14 protein-coding genes are annotated in these 15,246 nt (G+C 46.6%); 9 read left to right on the top strand and 5 right to left on the bottom strand.

The genetic code is table 11. From position 1 onward, the window contains the following. A partial coding sequence (locus QUA38_RS20400) for a Tab2/Atab2 family RNA-binding protein (protein ID WP_333164912.1) occupies nucleotides 1–590 on the bottom strand: 590 nt, incomplete at its 3' end. 271 nt (nucleotides 591–861) lie between these two features. Here QUA38_RS20400 and QUA38_RS20405 point away from each other — a divergent pair. The 3 genes from QUA38_RS20405 (at nucleotide 862) to QUA38_RS20415 (ending at nucleotide 3,754) form a co-directional block, all read left to right on the top strand. After that, a complete protein-coding gene (locus QUA38_RS20405; protein ID WP_333164914.1) occupies nucleotides 862–1,647 on the top strand; it encodes a nucleotidyltransferase domain-containing protein in 786 nt (261 codons plus the stop codon). A 62-nt stretch (nucleotides 1,648–1,709) separates the two neighbouring features. Further along, on the top strand, nucleotides 1,710–2,432 hold the full coding sequence (locus tag QUA38_RS20410; RefSeq protein ID WP_333164916.1) for a pyridoxine 5'-phosphate synthase: 723 nt from the start codon (nucleotides 1,710–1,712) through the stop codon (nucleotides 2,430–2,432). 575 nt (nucleotides 2,433–3,007) lie between these two features. Then, on the top strand, nucleotides 3,008–3,754 hold the full coding sequence (locus tag QUA38_RS20415) for a hypothetical protein (protein WP_333164918.1): 747 nt from the start codon (nucleotides 3,008–3,010) through the stop codon (nucleotides 3,752–3,754). Nucleotides 3,755–3,845: 91 nt separating this feature from the next. Here the strand turns inward: QUA38_RS20415 and QUA38_RS20420 are convergent, their stop codons facing one another. Continuing rightward, nucleotides 3,846–4,868: a tetratricopeptide repeat protein gene (locus tag QUA38_RS20420; RefSeq protein ID WP_333095716.1), complete on the bottom strand. Its 1,023-nt coding sequence runs from the start codon at nucleotides 4,866–4,868 to the stop codon at nucleotides 3,846–3,848. A gap of 351 nt (nucleotides 4,869–5,219) precedes the next feature. Continuing rightward, a complete protein-coding gene (locus tag QUA38_RS20425) occupies nucleotides 5,220–5,582 on the bottom strand; it encodes a hypothetical protein (protein ID WP_333164920.1) in 363 nt (120 codons plus the stop codon). Between the two features lie 389 nt (nucleotides 5,583–5,971). On the opposite strand from QUA38_RS20425, the gene deoC reads away from it, so the two are divergent. The 4 genes from deoC to QUA38_RS20445 all read left to right on the top strand — a co-directional run bounded on the left by deoC (nucleotide 5,972) and on the right by QUA38_RS20445 (nucleotide 10,829). Continuing rightward, nucleotides 5,972–6,652 carry a deoxyribose-phosphate aldolase gene (gene deoC, locus QUA38_RS20430; RefSeq protein ID WP_333076519.1) on the top strand — a complete coding sequence of 227 codons (681 nt, stop codon included), beginning with the start codon at nucleotides 5,972–5,974 and terminating at the stop codon, nucleotides 6,650–6,652. Nucleotides 6,653–6,897: 245 nt separating this feature from the next. After that, the gene (gene recO / locus QUA38_RS20435) at nucleotides 6,898–7,773 is read left to right on the top strand and encodes a DNA repair protein RecO (RefSeq protein WP_333164922.1); all 876 of its coding nucleotides are present in this window, start codon (nucleotides 6,898–6,900) and stop codon (nucleotides 7,771–7,773) included. Nucleotides 7,774–8,004: 231 nt separating this feature from the next. Beyond that, nucleotides 8,005–9,576: an MFS transporter gene (locus tag QUA38_RS20440; RefSeq protein WP_333164925.1), complete on the top strand. Its 1,572-nt coding sequence runs from the start codon at nucleotides 8,005–8,007 to the stop codon at nucleotides 9,574–9,576. 26 nt (nucleotides 9,577–9,602) lie between these two features. Continuing rightward, nucleotides 9,603–10,829, top strand: coding sequence for a glycosyltransferase family 4 protein (locus QUA38_RS20445; protein ID WP_333164928.1), 1,227 nt, complete (start codon nucleotides 9,603–9,605; stop codon nucleotides 10,827–10,829). 163 nt (nucleotides 10,830–10,992) lie between these two features. Here the strand turns inward: QUA38_RS20445 and QUA38_RS20450 are convergent, their stop codons facing one another. Both QUA38_RS20450 and QUA38_RS20455 read right to left on the bottom strand, forming a co-directional pair. Further along, nucleotides 10,993–12,672 (bottom strand): phosphatidylglycerol lysyltransferase domain-containing protein, encoded by a 1,680-nt coding sequence (locus tag QUA38_RS20450; protein WP_333164930.1) that lies wholly within the window; start codon nucleotides 12,670–12,672, stop codon nucleotides 10,993–10,995. 11 nt (nucleotides 12,673–12,683) lie between these two features. After that, entirely contained in the window at nucleotides 12,684–13,604 is a 921-nt protein-coding gene (locus QUA38_RS20455) for an alpha/beta hydrolase-fold protein (RefSeq protein ID WP_333164932.1), read from the bottom strand. A gap of 179 nt (nucleotides 13,605–13,783) precedes the next feature. Between QUA38_RS20455 and QUA38_RS20460 the strand changes: the two genes are divergently transcribed. Beyond that, nucleotides 13,784–14,212 (top strand): NUDIX domain-containing protein, encoded by a 429-nt coding sequence (locus QUA38_RS20460; RefSeq protein ID WP_006635308.1) that lies wholly within the window; start codon nucleotides 13,784–13,786, stop codon nucleotides 14,210–14,212. 100 nt (nucleotides 14,213–14,312) lie between these two features. After that, nucleotides 14,313–15,230, top strand: a complete 918-nt coding sequence (locus QUA38_RS20465; RefSeq protein WP_333164936.1) for an NAD(P)H-dependent glycerol-3-phosphate dehydrogenase — start codon at nucleotides 14,313–14,315, stop codon at nucleotides 15,228–15,230. Nucleotides 15,231–15,246: the final 16 nt, after the last annotated feature.

A 15,246-nucleotide genomic window follows, 5' to 3' on the forward strand; every position in this document is an offset into this window, starting at 1 on the left:
GACGAGTAGATAATTAGTCCCGGAATTTGCGTTTCTGGGGCGAGGCGTGTCATCGGCAGGCCGAAAGCTTCGCCAAATCCGATATCCCACTCGGACATTTCATCAAAAGCTGCGATCGGCAAACTCACAAACGCCCATTTTTCGCCGATTAAAGCATCCGGCAGCGCAACTGGCGTTTCGGGTATAAATTGAACACTTGGGTTCACAACCGGTTGATAGCCCGGTTCGGCGGGATAAACGTTTTGCATCCGTTCTTCCAGCCACAGGCTAAGGGCGAGGGTGCGGCGGCTGCAGGCGGCGGGGATGTCCAAGTCATCGCAGGCTTTGGTAATCATGTTCGCCATTTGGCGGCGGAAAAAGCGGATTTTTTCAGGTCGTTTCGGTGCTGCGGCGATCGCCTCTTTAATTGCACCCGCCAGCCACAGGGAATTCACGGTAGAACTGGAGCAGAATTGCGAGTAGCGAAACAGAGATTCGGCCTTGTCGCCTACATTCAGCGGGCTTTCGCAGATCAACACTTCCCATTTTTTTTTCTCTCGCTCGTCTATGATTGGACGGCTGTAAAAGTCGAGTTCCCAAATAGTAGCCATGCCGCGCTGTTAAAAATTAATCCTTTCTCATGTTACCGGACAGCGGACAAGTTTCTGATTCTGACAATTTAAGATTGATTTTCAATCGCGGGCGAGCGCACTTTCCCAAAGATTGCCACTTTCCCTTGCAGCTTCCAGTGTAATTTTTGGCAGCAGTGCACAACCGGAAGCATTAGCAACTCCTCGGACAACTGTCGCGGAGCAATCTCAACACGCGATCGTTTGTTAAACTTGTGCAAGCCAGGGAAAACAAACAGTATAGCTTGATTCCATGAGACAAATCATTCTCGAAAAGATTGTTTCTACCTTACAACCTTTAGATTTTGTTCTCGCTTTGTGGCAAGGAGGTTCAGCAGCCCACGGATACACAGACGAGTGGTCAGACCTTGATATTGCAGTTGTGGTTGAAGATAACTGCGTGCAACAAACCTTTGATATTGTTGAAAAAACGCTCGCAGAAATTGGCGAAATCGAACTCAAATATCGAGTTCCCGAACCCGCTTGGCACGGTCAGTCGCAGTGCTTTTGGCGGCTCAAAGAAACCCCGCCATTTTTGCTAATTGATTTTGCCGTTTTCCGGCGCAGCAGCCGCAACGGCTTCTTGGAAATAGAGAGACACGGACAAGTCCCGCTCGCCTTTGACAAAGCTAATCTAATTGTACCGCCACCTTTGGATAAAAACCAGCATTTATCCCAAATGCAAACCCGATTCAACGAAATTAAAATCCTTTTTGATTTGCTGCAACCTCTGGTAAAAAAAGAGATTTATCGCCAACATTTAGTAGATGCGATCGGCAACTATCACAATTGGACACTTCTACCCTTAGTCGAACTGCTGGGCATGATTTACCGTCCCCACAGATACGACTTTGGACTAAAATATTTCACCCGAGATTTTCCGTCCGAAATAGTCGATCGAGTCGCACCACTTTTCTGCATTGTCAGCCTTGAAGATTTGAAAGCAAAACAGCAAATAGCTGAGGCTTTTTTTGCAGAAAGTTTACCGCTTGCAGAAGCTAATTTTTACTTGTATAACACCCCAACACTACCGCAATAGGCTCAAAGTTTCGTACCGAAAGCGATTAATATAGTAACATCAACCTTAAAGAGTAACATCCCGTGACAAAACTCAGCGTCAACATCAACAGAATCGCCCTCCTCAGAAACTCTCGAAATATCGGCATCCCCAGCGTTACCGAAGCCGCAAAAACAGTAATTGCTGCCGGAGCTCACGGCATTACCGTCCATCCCCGCCCAGACGAAAGGCACATCAAAGCTGCCGATGTTTACGAATTAGCTAAAATGCTAACTGTTGAGTTCAACATCGAAGGAAATCCGTTTCAGCCGCCATTTATGGATATAGTTTGCGACGTAAAACCGGCTCAGTGTACCTTAGTCCCGGACGCTCCCGACGTGCTAACATCGGATAGCGGTTGGAATATTCCCGAAAATCGCGATCGCCTCTTACCAATCATTGAAAAATTAAAAGACAATGGCATCAGAGTCAGCTTATTTATGGACGCAGATGCTGCTCTCATGCCGCTAGCAAAAGAAGTTGGAGCAGATAGAGTAGAATTGTACACGGAACCCTACGCAAGTGCTTTTCGCGAAGGGAGAGTAGAACTTGTTTTTCAACAATATGTTTTAGCCGCTCAAGCTGCCAAAGCAGCAGGTTTGGGAGTGAATGCCGGACATGATTTAAATTTGCAAAATTTAGCTAAATTTTGCTCTATTCCTGATATACTAGAAGTATCAATTGGTCATGCTTTAATTGCAGAAGCCTTAGAAATGGGTTTGTTCAACACAGTACAAGCTTACCTAAAAATCCTGGCAGGTTCGTAAGATGAATTAACCTCATGGGGGAGGGCGGATTTTGGAGTAATCAAATTTTTGTTATCAGAAAAAATAACTAAATCCGCCCTCCAAATAAACAGGTTCAAAACTTACGCAAAAAAGAGTTTAACACGCTACAAATAGGGTAAGGTGGCGTTTGCAGCGCCCTAGATAATTAGGCGATCGTTAAAAACAAAGTAAAACTAGGGGCTGTCACCCCGTGGGGGTGCTAGCGGCTTTCTAGTAGCAAGGCAGAGCCTGAACCCCAGACACCGCGTTTTTTGGATATGGGCATTTTTTTAGCAAGATCCTCGGAAAAAGTTTTAATTTTCCTCGACCAAATTACTAATATTCTTTGATGATATTATGCGTAAGGAGTATCATTAAAATGTCCTGATAAATTGAGGCTACTACCCAGCTCCCGCACTGCCAATTTTCTACCCGCAGGTTTTGTGCAAGTACGGGATATTTACGTGTATCCTATATGCTTCAGTAGCCTCTGTGCGATCGCCAGATTTAATCCGGTGAAAACAGGCAAACACAAGTAACCATATACAATTCCTTACCCCCCTCGGAAGTGCGACATGAAAAAACTAATTTTACTGACTGGAATGCTACTCATGATGACGGCAAAATCAGTATTTGCCAGCCCAGTAGCCCCAAAAATTGCGCCGAGCGAGCTGATGGCTGCCTCGGAAATTACAGAAACCCTTAACAAACCCGTTACCTCTGAATCAGTTTCCAACCTCGAACCGATCAAGCGAATGTCAACCTCGGAAATCCGAGAAACCATCAACCAACCCACCACCTATATTTTTGAAGGCATCAAAGGGCGAGAACTCACTCTCTCCCTGTGGGCGGGACAACTCACAGCCGAACTGTACAGTCCCAATGGTGAAAATATCGGGGTTATTGAAAAATCAGACAATCAGTGGATTGGCCAGTTGCCAGAGTCAGGCATCTACCGCGTGCGAGTTACCCCGAAAGGTGAAACCACCAGCTTTGTACTCGGACGCGATTTTAGCGCTAAGTGGAGTTATAGACCCGATCGCGCAATACCCATAGCATTCAAGGAAAAACAAGCCACAGTCAAACTCAAAATGTCCGGTTACCAAATCCAGCCCATCACGGTTCAAGGCAAGCAGGGACAGACAATTAGGGTGACAGCTAGCAACAAAAATCTAGATCTGGCGATCGAATCTCCGTCGGGACAACTTCTGGATCAAGGCGAAGGTCAAACTTTTGCTCAACTACCGGAATCCGGCACTTACCGGGTGATCGTAGTTGCCAAGAGGCCAGTCAAGCCCTCGATCCGAGTTTCTGTGCAATAGCAAAGATTGCACAAATACTCTTGAGGGCGATCGAATTTGCGCCACAAAAAAAAATAGCTCGCCCCATTGGCGAGCTATTTTTTGTGTAAAATCAACCTTGGATTAGCGCTTCAAAACGTTCTTGTTTCCAAATGCAGCTTAAATCAGAATCAGCTAAAGCTAGCTCTCGGTATAAATTAGGGATCAACTCAACAGCCCGCTGCAAATTGTCAAGGGCCAAATCAGCAAATCCCAGTAGCGCATAACAGCAAGCTTTATTGTAAAAAGCGTTAGCAAAATCAGGATTTATTTCTAAGACTGTTTCGTAGCAAGCAATCGCCTCAGAGTAGCAGCCTTTGCGCGCCAATTCCACACCCCGGTTGTACCAAATTAAATAATCTTCAAAGGGACGCTCAGAGGTGGGAGTGAACTTGGCATTTCTCTGATTTAAACCTACTAATTTCTCTAAAGCAACTCTCCGTTCGCCCACAGCTTCGGCTCTGCCCGGTTGTAGAGCGATCGATCGGCTAAAACTAGCCACTGCTTGTTTGTAAAGTCCCATTGAGTGGGCAGCTATACCGCGATTGTACCAAGCCTTTGCGTCGTCTGGGTTAAACTCGATCGCCCGGTCAAAACTGTTGAGCGCCTGATAGTAAAGCTTGAGTTCCAACAAGGCATTACCTCGGTTGTACCACGCCCAAGCAGCCTCCGGGTATAAATTTAAAGAGCGATCAAAACTCAGAACCGCCTTCTCGTAAAGCCCCATATCGATCAGTGTCAGTCCCCGGTTGTGCCAAATACTCGCCGCACACGGACTGAACTCCAGAGCCCGATCAAAACTGTTGAGAGCCTCCAACCAGCGGCCCAACTTTCCTAAAGCAATAGCCCGGTTGTGCCAGCCAAAGCTCGCATTCGGCTCCACCGCCAAAGCCTCATCAAAACTCTTCAGCGCCTCTAAGTGCCGTTCTAATTTCCCTAGAGCCATACCTCGGCCGAACCAAGCCTTATAATGATCTGATTGCAACTTCAAAGCTCTGTTAAAGTTTGCCAGAGCACCATGATCATCGTTAGCTTCGAGGTGGCGCGAACCCAGATGGTAGTACCAAGCCGCTTCCAAGTTTTGAATTAAGTTCATAATATTTTGTATCTATCTTAGGGATGATTCTACATGAAACCATACTTGGAGTAAAACTGTAATTCCACTAAACATCTAAAACATTTGATACATAGTGATTGCCCGTACACAGGACCAGTAACAACCTCAACAATTTGCGGTCGAAACTAACTATTTTCCTCTAGTAAAAAGCTCTTTTAGCTAACCGCACTCATCGCTTATTGAAGCTGCTGCGAATCTCAAATCTGCCTGAATTACCCCACTATTACCGCATCCCAAATTAGGTTTGCAGTCACACAAAGAGTGCTAGAGCGCCCAAAGTCCAACTGCAAATCTCATAGTGCTAATAGATCCAACTTCTGCTTGCCCACTTCAAGCAACCACAACCGCTGTTTTAGCATTCTCACTCAACATCAACTGACCTGTTCCATCAATACTAAAATCTTTCCCCAGCACAAAACCCTTGCCCATCAACCGCTGGCAGACAACCAGCGCAGTAATCCGGCGAATTTCTTCCATCACGTCAGCAGGAATCAAATAACTCAAACTCCAGATCACGGACTCGCAGTCAGACCAAATTAAACGCTCCATACTGACAATCATCAAAGCAGCTAAACTGTCAACAGACAGCCGCCCTCTGAGATCCGCAATCAAATCTTTACCAATTAAACTATTGCGACTCATCATCGCTATAGCCATTTTCCCAATTTCTTGTTCGAGTTCTAAATGATTCATGCTTGGCACTGGCTTTTATGTTTTTAAAGCACTACTAAGAGTAAAAACAGAAGACGCCACCAGGCTCTGCCATAGCATAGCTGGCGCAGGCTCTACCGCAACTCTTTTTAACAAAGTATACCTAAAGAAAGAGAAAAAATGTATCTAAAGGCAGATACGAAAATATTATTTTTTTGTAATTAATTGGTAAACCAATTCCTACCAGAGTTAATACCTGCACATCGAGTATTTGTACTCAGTCGGGGCCGGAGTAAAGTCAATCCATTGGAGAATTGGAGAAAGCGACCTCACGGATGAATTCAGAGGGGTTGTACCCGGGCTGCTTTCGGTCGAAGATTGGTAAATTCCCTACATAATAAGGAAGTAGTTACTTCGGAGAAAAAACAGCAATGGCTGCAAACCAGGCAGACATCGATATTGCCCCCTTGATCGACTACGGCCTGATCGACCCCACCGCTACGCCAGAGCAAGTAGAATACTGTTGCCAACAAGCAGAGAGATTTGGGTTTGTCACAGTTTGCGTGTATCCCGCCTACGTCAGACAAGCAGTTGAGCTGCTGCACGGCAAACGTCCCAAAGTCTGTACAGTTATAGGTTTTCCCACCGGTGCTTCGACTTCAACGGTGAAAATTTACGAAGCTCTAGAAGCTGCGGATAATGGAGCAGTAGAGTTAGATGTCTCTGTTAACTTAGGATTGTTAAAAGCTGGAAGAATCGACGAGTTCCACCGGGAATTAGCCCAAATTTGCGAAGAAACTAATCTCACCATCAAAGCAATTATCGAAAGTTCGCTCCTTTCCGATCCTGAAAAACAATTAGCAGCTGAGATTTGTATGGAAGCTGGTGTAGCTTACATCAAAACCAACACAGGCTTTTTTGGCCCGGCGAAAGTTGACGATGTGCGACTGCTAAAGGAAGTTACCAAGGGACGGATTGGGATTAAAGCGGCCGGCGGAATTCGTACTCATGAACAAGCTCTAGATTTGGTAGTAGCTGGGGCAACTCGTTTGGGAACTTCTCGTGGCCCCGAATTACTCCGCCAGCGCGATAATTTAGATAAAAGTCATTAGTCATTAGTTATTAGTTATTAGCAAAGCCTAATTGGTTATGGCTAATGGGGAATTGGTGCGCCCTTACGCACCCTACAACTAAAAGTTCTGCCTGCTGGAATGTTTTTGCTACTGTCTAGTAACAATACTTCGGACAGTTTTTGATGGCCAACAGTAGAATGACTGTTCCAGGTCGATCGACCAACGAGGAAAATGAAACTGTCCGAAGTATTGTAGTAAATCTAAAATTTAAAATCTAAAATCGAGTGACTCGAACTTACAAAGCAACTGGAATCAATCTCAAGAGTGCGCCCATCGGCGAATCCGATCGAGTGCTGACAATTTTGACGCGGGAATTCGGCTTAATTCGAGCCGTAGCACCGGGTGTTCGCAAACAACGATCGACCATCGGCGGTAGAAGCGAGTTATTTGTCGTTAACGAATTGCTAATTGCCAAAGGCCGATCGCTCGACAAAATTACCCAAGCCGACACGGTACAATCCCATCCGGGTTTGAGCCGCAACCTCGGAAAACTCTCCGCCGCGCAATATCTGGCCGAATTAGCGATCGCCACGGCCCTTTCCGACGAACCCCAAGAAGAACTCTTTTGGTTGCTGGGCGAACATTTGAGCCGTTTGGAGCGTTTGTCCGATCGCACAGAAATCGAATCCGCCGGCGTGCTTGTCGCCCACCTCTGCCACGGCATTTTTCACTTGCTAGCCTTAGCAGGCGTCGCGCCCCAAGTCCAAGTTTGCTGCGCCACCAGAGGGCCGCTCATCCCAAATTTCACCGATCCGAACTGGCAAACCGGGTTTAGTATACCCTCTGGGGGAACCTTCAGCTTGCCCGAGCTAGCTAACCTAGAGGCAGAACTCTCTTCAGAAATCGGTAGCTTGTACAAATCCGCCTCCCGTTCCCGGCAAACGAATGGCAGCAAGCACTTGACAAATTTTGATATCAATGCTAAGGAATTAGCAGCGCTGCAACAGTTGGCTAGTCCAGAACTAGGAGAGGGGATTGCCGATCGAACAACTTGGGTATCAGTAGAAAATATTTTGCGGCAATATGCCCAGTATCATTTAGGTTGCACGATTCGCTCGGGAAGCTCGATCGACACTTACCTAGAGAGTTTTGAGTTTTAAATTTTGAGTGTTGACTTAAATAGGTGAACGGGCGATCGTACATCGCACCCCCAGCCTGCGGGATACCCGAACCTGCCGGCCATTTCAGGTAAATTCTCAAGGTTGTTGCGACATCAGATAATAGATAGAGATAAAGTTACGAGATTATTAATAAACTTAGGGGTTAACACCTCAATTTGAAATTTCCATCCCCCCAACCTCCACCATCCCAGGCGAGCCACCCCAAATCCTATGATGCGACTGTCCGATTCTGATTTGACAATATCTGTTTTAGCTGTGACCCATCACAAAATGGAAGAACGAGAAAATTTTCCCGATTTTCGCTCGGAACCCGTCTTGGCCGATCGACAATGGAGCAACGTCGAACACCCAGAAATGGATAAATCTCCCACAACTCCCGAAACAGAGTCAAGCAACGGCAAAAGCCAACAACCCGAAGCAATTCCGCCTGTTCCCACACCAGAGCCAGCAGCAGAAGACTCGGAAGCATTAGCCGAAACTCCCGAAAAAGAAACGGGATTTCTGCCAGTGCTTAAAAACCCAAATTTTCTAGCATTGTGGAGTGGGCAAGTTTTTTCCCAACTAGCAGATAAAGTTTATCTCGTACTGACGATCGCCCTCGTAGCCAGCCGCTTTCAAGCGCCAGATCAAACCATCAGCAGGTGGGTATCGGCAATCATGATCGCCTTTACCATTCCCGCAGTGCTGTTCGGGGCTGCCGCAGGCGTGTATGTAGATCGGTGGTCGAAAAAAGCAGTGCTGGTAGCCACAAACCTGCTGCGGGGAGGCTTTGTTTTAACATTGCCCGTGCTGCTATGGCTCTCTGACGGGTGGGAACTCGGTCAACTGCCACTCGGATTCTGCTTGCTGCTGCTAGTGACATTCCTCGTTTCGACTCTAACTCAATTTTTCGCTCCTGCCGAACAGTCAGTGATTCCCCTAATTGTGGAACGCCGTCACCTGCTATCAGCCAACTCCCTTTACACCACAACCATGATGGGGTCGGTGATTATTGGCTTTGCAGTTGGAGAACCCTTACTAGCTTTAGCAGACACCCTATTTTCCAACCTCGGCGGCGGACTCGGCATCGGCAAAGAATTAGTAGTAGGCGGAAGTTACGCCTTCGCCGGAGTGCTGTTGCTGTCGATGAAAACAGGCGAAAAAAACGAAGTCGAACACGAACCGCCGCACCCCTTAGCAGATTTGCGAGATGGCCTGCGTTACATCAACGATCAACCGAAAGTCCGCAATGCTTTAATTCAACTAATTATTCTATTTTCCATTTTTGCAGCCTTGGCAGTTCTAGCAGTTCGGCTGGCAGAAATCCTCCCCGGTATGAAAGCCTCACAATTTGGCTTTTTGCTGGCAGCGGTAGGCGTTGGCATGGCTGCTGGGGCAGCGACAGTCGGCTATCTCGGCCATAAATTTTCTCACTCCCAACTGAGTTTAATCGGATCGATCGGCATGGCACTTGCTCTGATGGGCCTTTCTGCATTTACACACCATTTGTGGCTCTCGGTGCTGTTCATTACCCTGTTGGGTTTATTTGCCTCATTGGTGGGAGTGCCGATGCAGACTACAATTCAAGCAGAAACTCCAGAAGAAATGCGGGGAAAAGTCTTCGGGCTGCAAAACAATGCCACTAATATCGCTTTGAGTTTACCGTTGGCTTTGGCCGGGGTAGCGGAAACATTTCTGGGTTTGCCGACAGTATTTTTTGGTTTAGCAGGATTAGCGATCGCTGGGGGTGTCTTAACCTGGTATATTTCCCGTAGCACTAATAGCAAAGTCGATCGAATCTAAAAAATAACAAACTCTGATTTACTGGAATGCACATCGCTTGGCTAGGAAAAAAATCACCTTTTTGCGGTAACGTCACTTACTCCAGGGAAGTCACCAACGCACTATTAGACCGGGGATACCAGGTCAGTTTCCTGCACTTTGCCCAAGAAGCGGGCCCACTGGACAGGAACAATACGGGGTGGAACATGGCAAATAGTTCATGGGGAAAGGGAATTGCTCAAACCTCATATACCAATTCGCTATCGCCCGCTAGTTGCAACGAAGTCTCTTTACCCTGTCACTACAAGTCGCAAATTTATACGATTCCCACTCTCAAGTCCCGCACAGTGCTGATGAAATCTCTGCGGCGGCTCAAACCCGATGTTGTTCACGCTTCCCTGACGCTTTCGCCTCTAGACTTTTTGCTGCCGGAAATTTGTCAAGAATTGAATTTGCCTCTGGTGGCTACTTTTCACCCGCCGTTCGATCGCAAATTGCGGAATTTGACATCGGGAACCCAACACCTGATGTATCAACTGTACGCTCCGTTTTTGGCGAACTACGACTCGACGATCGTTTTTTCTCAGATCCAGCGGGATATATTGGTGAAGTTGGGAGTGCCACAGGAACGGGTGGCTGTGATTCCCAACGGTGTGGATGCTGTTAAATATTCTCCAGGGCCTTCGGGGTTGAAGTCGGAATTAAAGGCCGATCGAATTTTTGTTTACCAAGGCCGCATTGCCCAGGAGAAAAATGTCGAGGCTTTGCTCAAGGCATGGAAACAGTGCAATTTTGGCCCTGGGAACGTATTGGCGATCGTAGGCGACGGGCCCCTAGCCGCCTCCCTGCAACTTTTTTACGGCGAAGATGATGGCATTGTGTGGCTCGGATTTGTTGCCGAGGAGGAACGCCGGATCGAAATTCTGCGGGGTGCAGACGTATTTATTTTGCCTTCTTTGGTGGAGGGACTGTCGCTGTCGTTGCTGGAAGCGATGGCCTGCGGTTTAGCTTGTTTGGCAACGGATGCCGGTGCTGACGGCGAGGCCTTGGAGGAAGGCGCGGGGATAGTTTTGAACACTCAGCGGGTACGGAGTCAGTTGCAAACCTTGCTGCCGCTGTTTTGCGATCATCCTGAGTTGGGAATGCTTCTTGGTCAAAAAGCACGCCGACGGGCGATGGAGCGATACACTCTCAGTCAGAATATTACTGAGTTGGAAAAGCTTTATGCAGAGGTTTTGCAAAAGCAGCGCGTACTAATTCGCGGTTTAGCATGAATGTTGCTCGTTCCCCGGCTTTATCGGAAGACGCAGATTCGGAGGAAGAGCCTGCTCGGATTCCCAAAGGAGGCTCTTCCCTCTGGCTATCGGTTGCCAGGAAGAGCCGGGAAGTTGATCCATCCGTTAGATGCGAAGAAAGCGAATCCCTTGCCGCACTTTTCTACCCTCCCGGGCGCAAATAATCCAAAAGTCGATCGCCCGAATCGGCCCGAATCAAAGCAACCACAACATCCGGCAAACTTCCCAAACTCGGATAAACAAAATAACGCGGTTCCCACCGCGGCCCAAACTTATCTTTAAAACTGTGCAATCCCTTAAAATTATAAAACTTGCTCAAGTGTTCCGAAAGATAAATCAAAACCTTTTCCAACCGCCCAGATTTCTCAGCTTCTCCCACTCCCGCCATAGCAGACAAACCCAAATCAAATTCTTCATATCCCAATTCTTGACAATGCTGCAACATCGAAGCAAACAAACACTCCATCGTGCCATTTTCTACCTCAGTGCGACGCCGCATTAAATCAACTCCAACTACTCCATCTCCCGCCGATATCATATTAGCAAAAGCAATAATTATACCGTCGGGAGTGTGGATGGCTGCGGCGCGAGTTTCCCGCACATATGCCTCGTCAAACCAACCCACCGAAAATCTTTTTTCCGCACCCTGAACCATTTGCAGCCACTCTTCGCTCACGAGTTTCATTTGCCGCATCAATTCGGAACTTAAAGGAGGTTCGTAAAATTCGATTTGATAACCGGCTTTTGTAAGTCTGTTGATAGCAGTTCTCAAGTTTTGATTGCTCTTGCCTTTGAGAGTAAAAGTTTTGAGATTAACAATAGCTTCTTCGCCAATTTGCACCACTCGAAAACCGAGAGTAGAATACATTTCTAGATCCTGGGGCAAAGTTTGATAAAATGCTGGACACCAATCATTGCGATAGCAAAATTCTTGAAACCCTAGAATTGCTTCTTTGCGGTCTTCAGCAGGCCCGATGGGGTCTCCCAAAGCGATCGCACCTCTACCTTTCGGCACATAGGCGATCGTACTTTTTCCCGAAGGACTAAAATAATAAGATTTATCCGGAAGCAAGGCCAGTATTGCTAGCGTTGTCCGCCCATATATTGCTACAACTTCTTGAGCTTTATTCCGTTCCGAAATAGTTGCCGAATTTCGCAGCAGCACCGGCCGCAGCAGCATCAAGAGTGCGTAACCAAGCGTTACCGCACCTACAGCATAAATCGAATCTGCAAAAAAGTTAGCAAACCGAGTTTGCGGAACCAACCCCGCATTGTCCGCCGTAAAAAACATGGCAAAAGTCTGGAACAAAGCTGTGTCTAAATCAAAATTAACCGCTTGTCCGTTAACTTTAAAACCCCCATCCAGAATGTAAAAACCCGCCGTCCCGTAAGCCAGCGTAAACAGCAAAGCCCCCACCAAAACCCTGATTCCTTGAGCAATTGAAGGGCGATATGATTTAGCTGTAAACGTCTTCCGCATCACCAACAAATGAAACAGCAGCACCCCAGAAAGCAAACTTTCTTCAACATCCAATCCCTTGACTAAATGAATTACAATAGAAACGATTAACAATCCCACTGTCAGCAACCAAGCAATCCGCTTGCGCCGCAACAAATTAGTTGCCAGAGTTAGCAGCATAAATCCGATAACTGCTGCAAAAAAATGGCCGCCTGCGCGCACAGGAAAAGGAAAAAACGGCTCCAACCAATTTCGGCGATCGGGTAAACTGGGAGTTACAGCAGACAGCAAGTTAATAACTCCTAACAATCCGGTTAAAAATGATGCAGTCCAGAGTCCAATCCTAGTTTTTTGGGGTAACACTGTTGACCTTTCTAATTTTTCTGTGTTGCCAGTGATATTTTAAACAGTTTTCCAACATAGCTCAAAGAATCAGCTAAATGCTTGTGCCAATAATTCCAACCGACATCCGGGCCAACAATCCCGTGTCCTCCCGGAAATTTGTTAAACTCATTGTCTATACCCAAACTGTTTAATTGCTCGTGAAACTGTTGAGTGGAAATCAGAAATTTTTCGTCTGCTTCTCCCGCATCCAAATAAGCGCGCAACTGCTTTTTATCTTTAACAAGGAGTTTTTCCACTAAATATTTAGGACTGTTAGCCTTGCCACTTTGATCGGTAAAATAACCACTGTGGCTGAACAGAATATTAAAATTATTCAAGTAGCGCAAACCGATATTAAAAGCTCCCCAACCCCCCGAAGATTGTCCTCCCATTGCCCATAATTTGGGGTCTTCCAGCGTTCTGTAGCGCGATTTTACGATGGACACTAACTCCGAGCCGATCGCGCTTCCAACCTTACCGTTGGGCCCGTCAAAATACTGCGGGTCCCACAAAGGACTCGTACCCCGCTTGTCGTTCCCGTCAGGAGTAATTACAATCGATGGCGGCAATCTTTTGCTTTTATATAAATCGTGAAGCACAGAAGTAACAGCAGCTTTGTCCTGATAAGCGCGCGCGTCTCCGTGCCCGCCGTGCAGCAAAAAAATCACTGGATAGGGCTGTTTCGGGTTTTTTGCGTACCCCGGTGGCAAAATTAAACCGTAGGTGCGCTCTGAATTCATAGCTGCACTTTTATATGTTTTGAGTTGAAAATTTAAGTCAGCATCAGCCACTACTTTCGGAGGGTCTAACTGAGGTGCTCCGGCAATAAAAACGTACCAGTATCCACTAGCACCGAGGAGGAGGATTGTACCCGCACCGATACCTAAAACTTTTCCCAGCCACTTAGGCATACTTTCAATCTCTCTTTTTTATCTGCGATCGCAATCCGTACATTATATGCAAGTATATTGTAGAACTGTAGGTGAGGTCGATCGCACATTCTGCAGCTAAACTGCAACTGGCTCTGGGGCTCGTTCCACGGCTAAACTACAACGAGGTTAAATTCTTAAATTCTTTAATCTAAAATGGTATGACTTATCGAAATCCCGCTCCTACAGTTGATATTATCATCGAATTAGCCGATCGCCCCCATCGACCGATCATACTCATCGAACGCCGCAATATTCCCTACGGCTGGGCACTTCCCGGCGGTTTTGTCGATTACGGGGAAGCGGTAGAAACGGCGGCAAAACGCGAAGCTTTAGAAGAAACAAGCTTAAATGTAGAATTAATTGAGCAATTTTACGTTTATTCCGACCCCAATCGCGACGCCCGCGAACACACTATCAGTATTGTATTTTTGGCTTCTGCAACGGGCGAACCTCAAGCCGCCGACGATGCTAAAAATTTACAGATTTTTGAATCTTGGCAGATTCCCCATCAATTATGTTTCGATCACGATCGCATTTTGCGCGATTATTGGCGTTACCGTCATTATGGATTGCGTCCGCGTTTGTAGGGTGAGGATTTGTTAACGGCAGATGCACGCGGATTAACGCAGATTGATTGCTATGATTTATCGGTGTTAATCTGCGGTTAAATTCATTAAACTAAATTCTATGGCAAGCTTGACAATATTAGGCGGAGGTGCTTGGGGTTCAGCACTGGCAAATCTGGGAGGCAAAAAAGGCGATCGAGTTAATTTGTGGTCGCGCAGCAGTTCTTTTAATCTAGAATCAGTTATAACAGGTGCGGATGTTGTTGTTTCCGCAGTTTCGATGAAAGGAGTTGGAGCAACGGTCGATCGACTGCTTGCCTTAGAGTTAAGTCCCAGTACAATTATAGTTACCGTCACCAAAGGTTTAGACCCCGCGAGTACGCGCACTCCATCTCAAATTTGGCAAAATGCCTTTCCTAACAATTCAATAGTCGTACTTTCGGGCCCCAATCTTTCGGAAGAAGTTCAGCAGGGATTGCCGGCTGCAACGGTAGCGGCGAGTTTGGATTTAGCGGCGGCCAAGCAAGTGCAAAATATTTACAGTTCTGATATTTTTCGGGTTTATGTGAATGAAGACCCGCTGGGGACTGAGTTAGGTGGAACTTTGAAAAATGTATTTGCGATCGCTGCTGGTGTTTGCGACGGTTTACAATTAGGAACTAATGCTAAATCTGCTTTGCTGACTCGCGCTTTGCCGGAAATGATTCGGGTGGGAGTTCGTTTGGGAGCTCGCGCAGAAACTTTTTATGGTTTGTCTGGTTTAGGAGATTTGCTCGCTACTTGCAATAGTCCTTTATCTCGCAATTATCGGGTTGGTTTCGGATTGGCTGAAGGCAAGTCTTTAGAGCAAATTTTGCAGGAATTGCAGAGCACTGCTGAGGGAGTCAATACTACTAATGTGTTGATTGATTTGGCCAATCAACGCGGCATAGAAGTGCCTGTTTCTCGTCAAGTTTATCGCTTATTAAATGGTGAAATTACTGCCGAACAAGCCGTTTTATCGCTGATGGAACGAGCTTTGAAACCGGAGATTTTATAATCTGTACGGCTAGATA

Source organism: Microcoleus sp. Pol12B4 (assembly GCF_036701385.1).
Lineage (GTDB): Bacteria > Cyanobacteriota > Cyanobacteriia > Cyanobacteriales > Microcoleaceae > Microcoleus.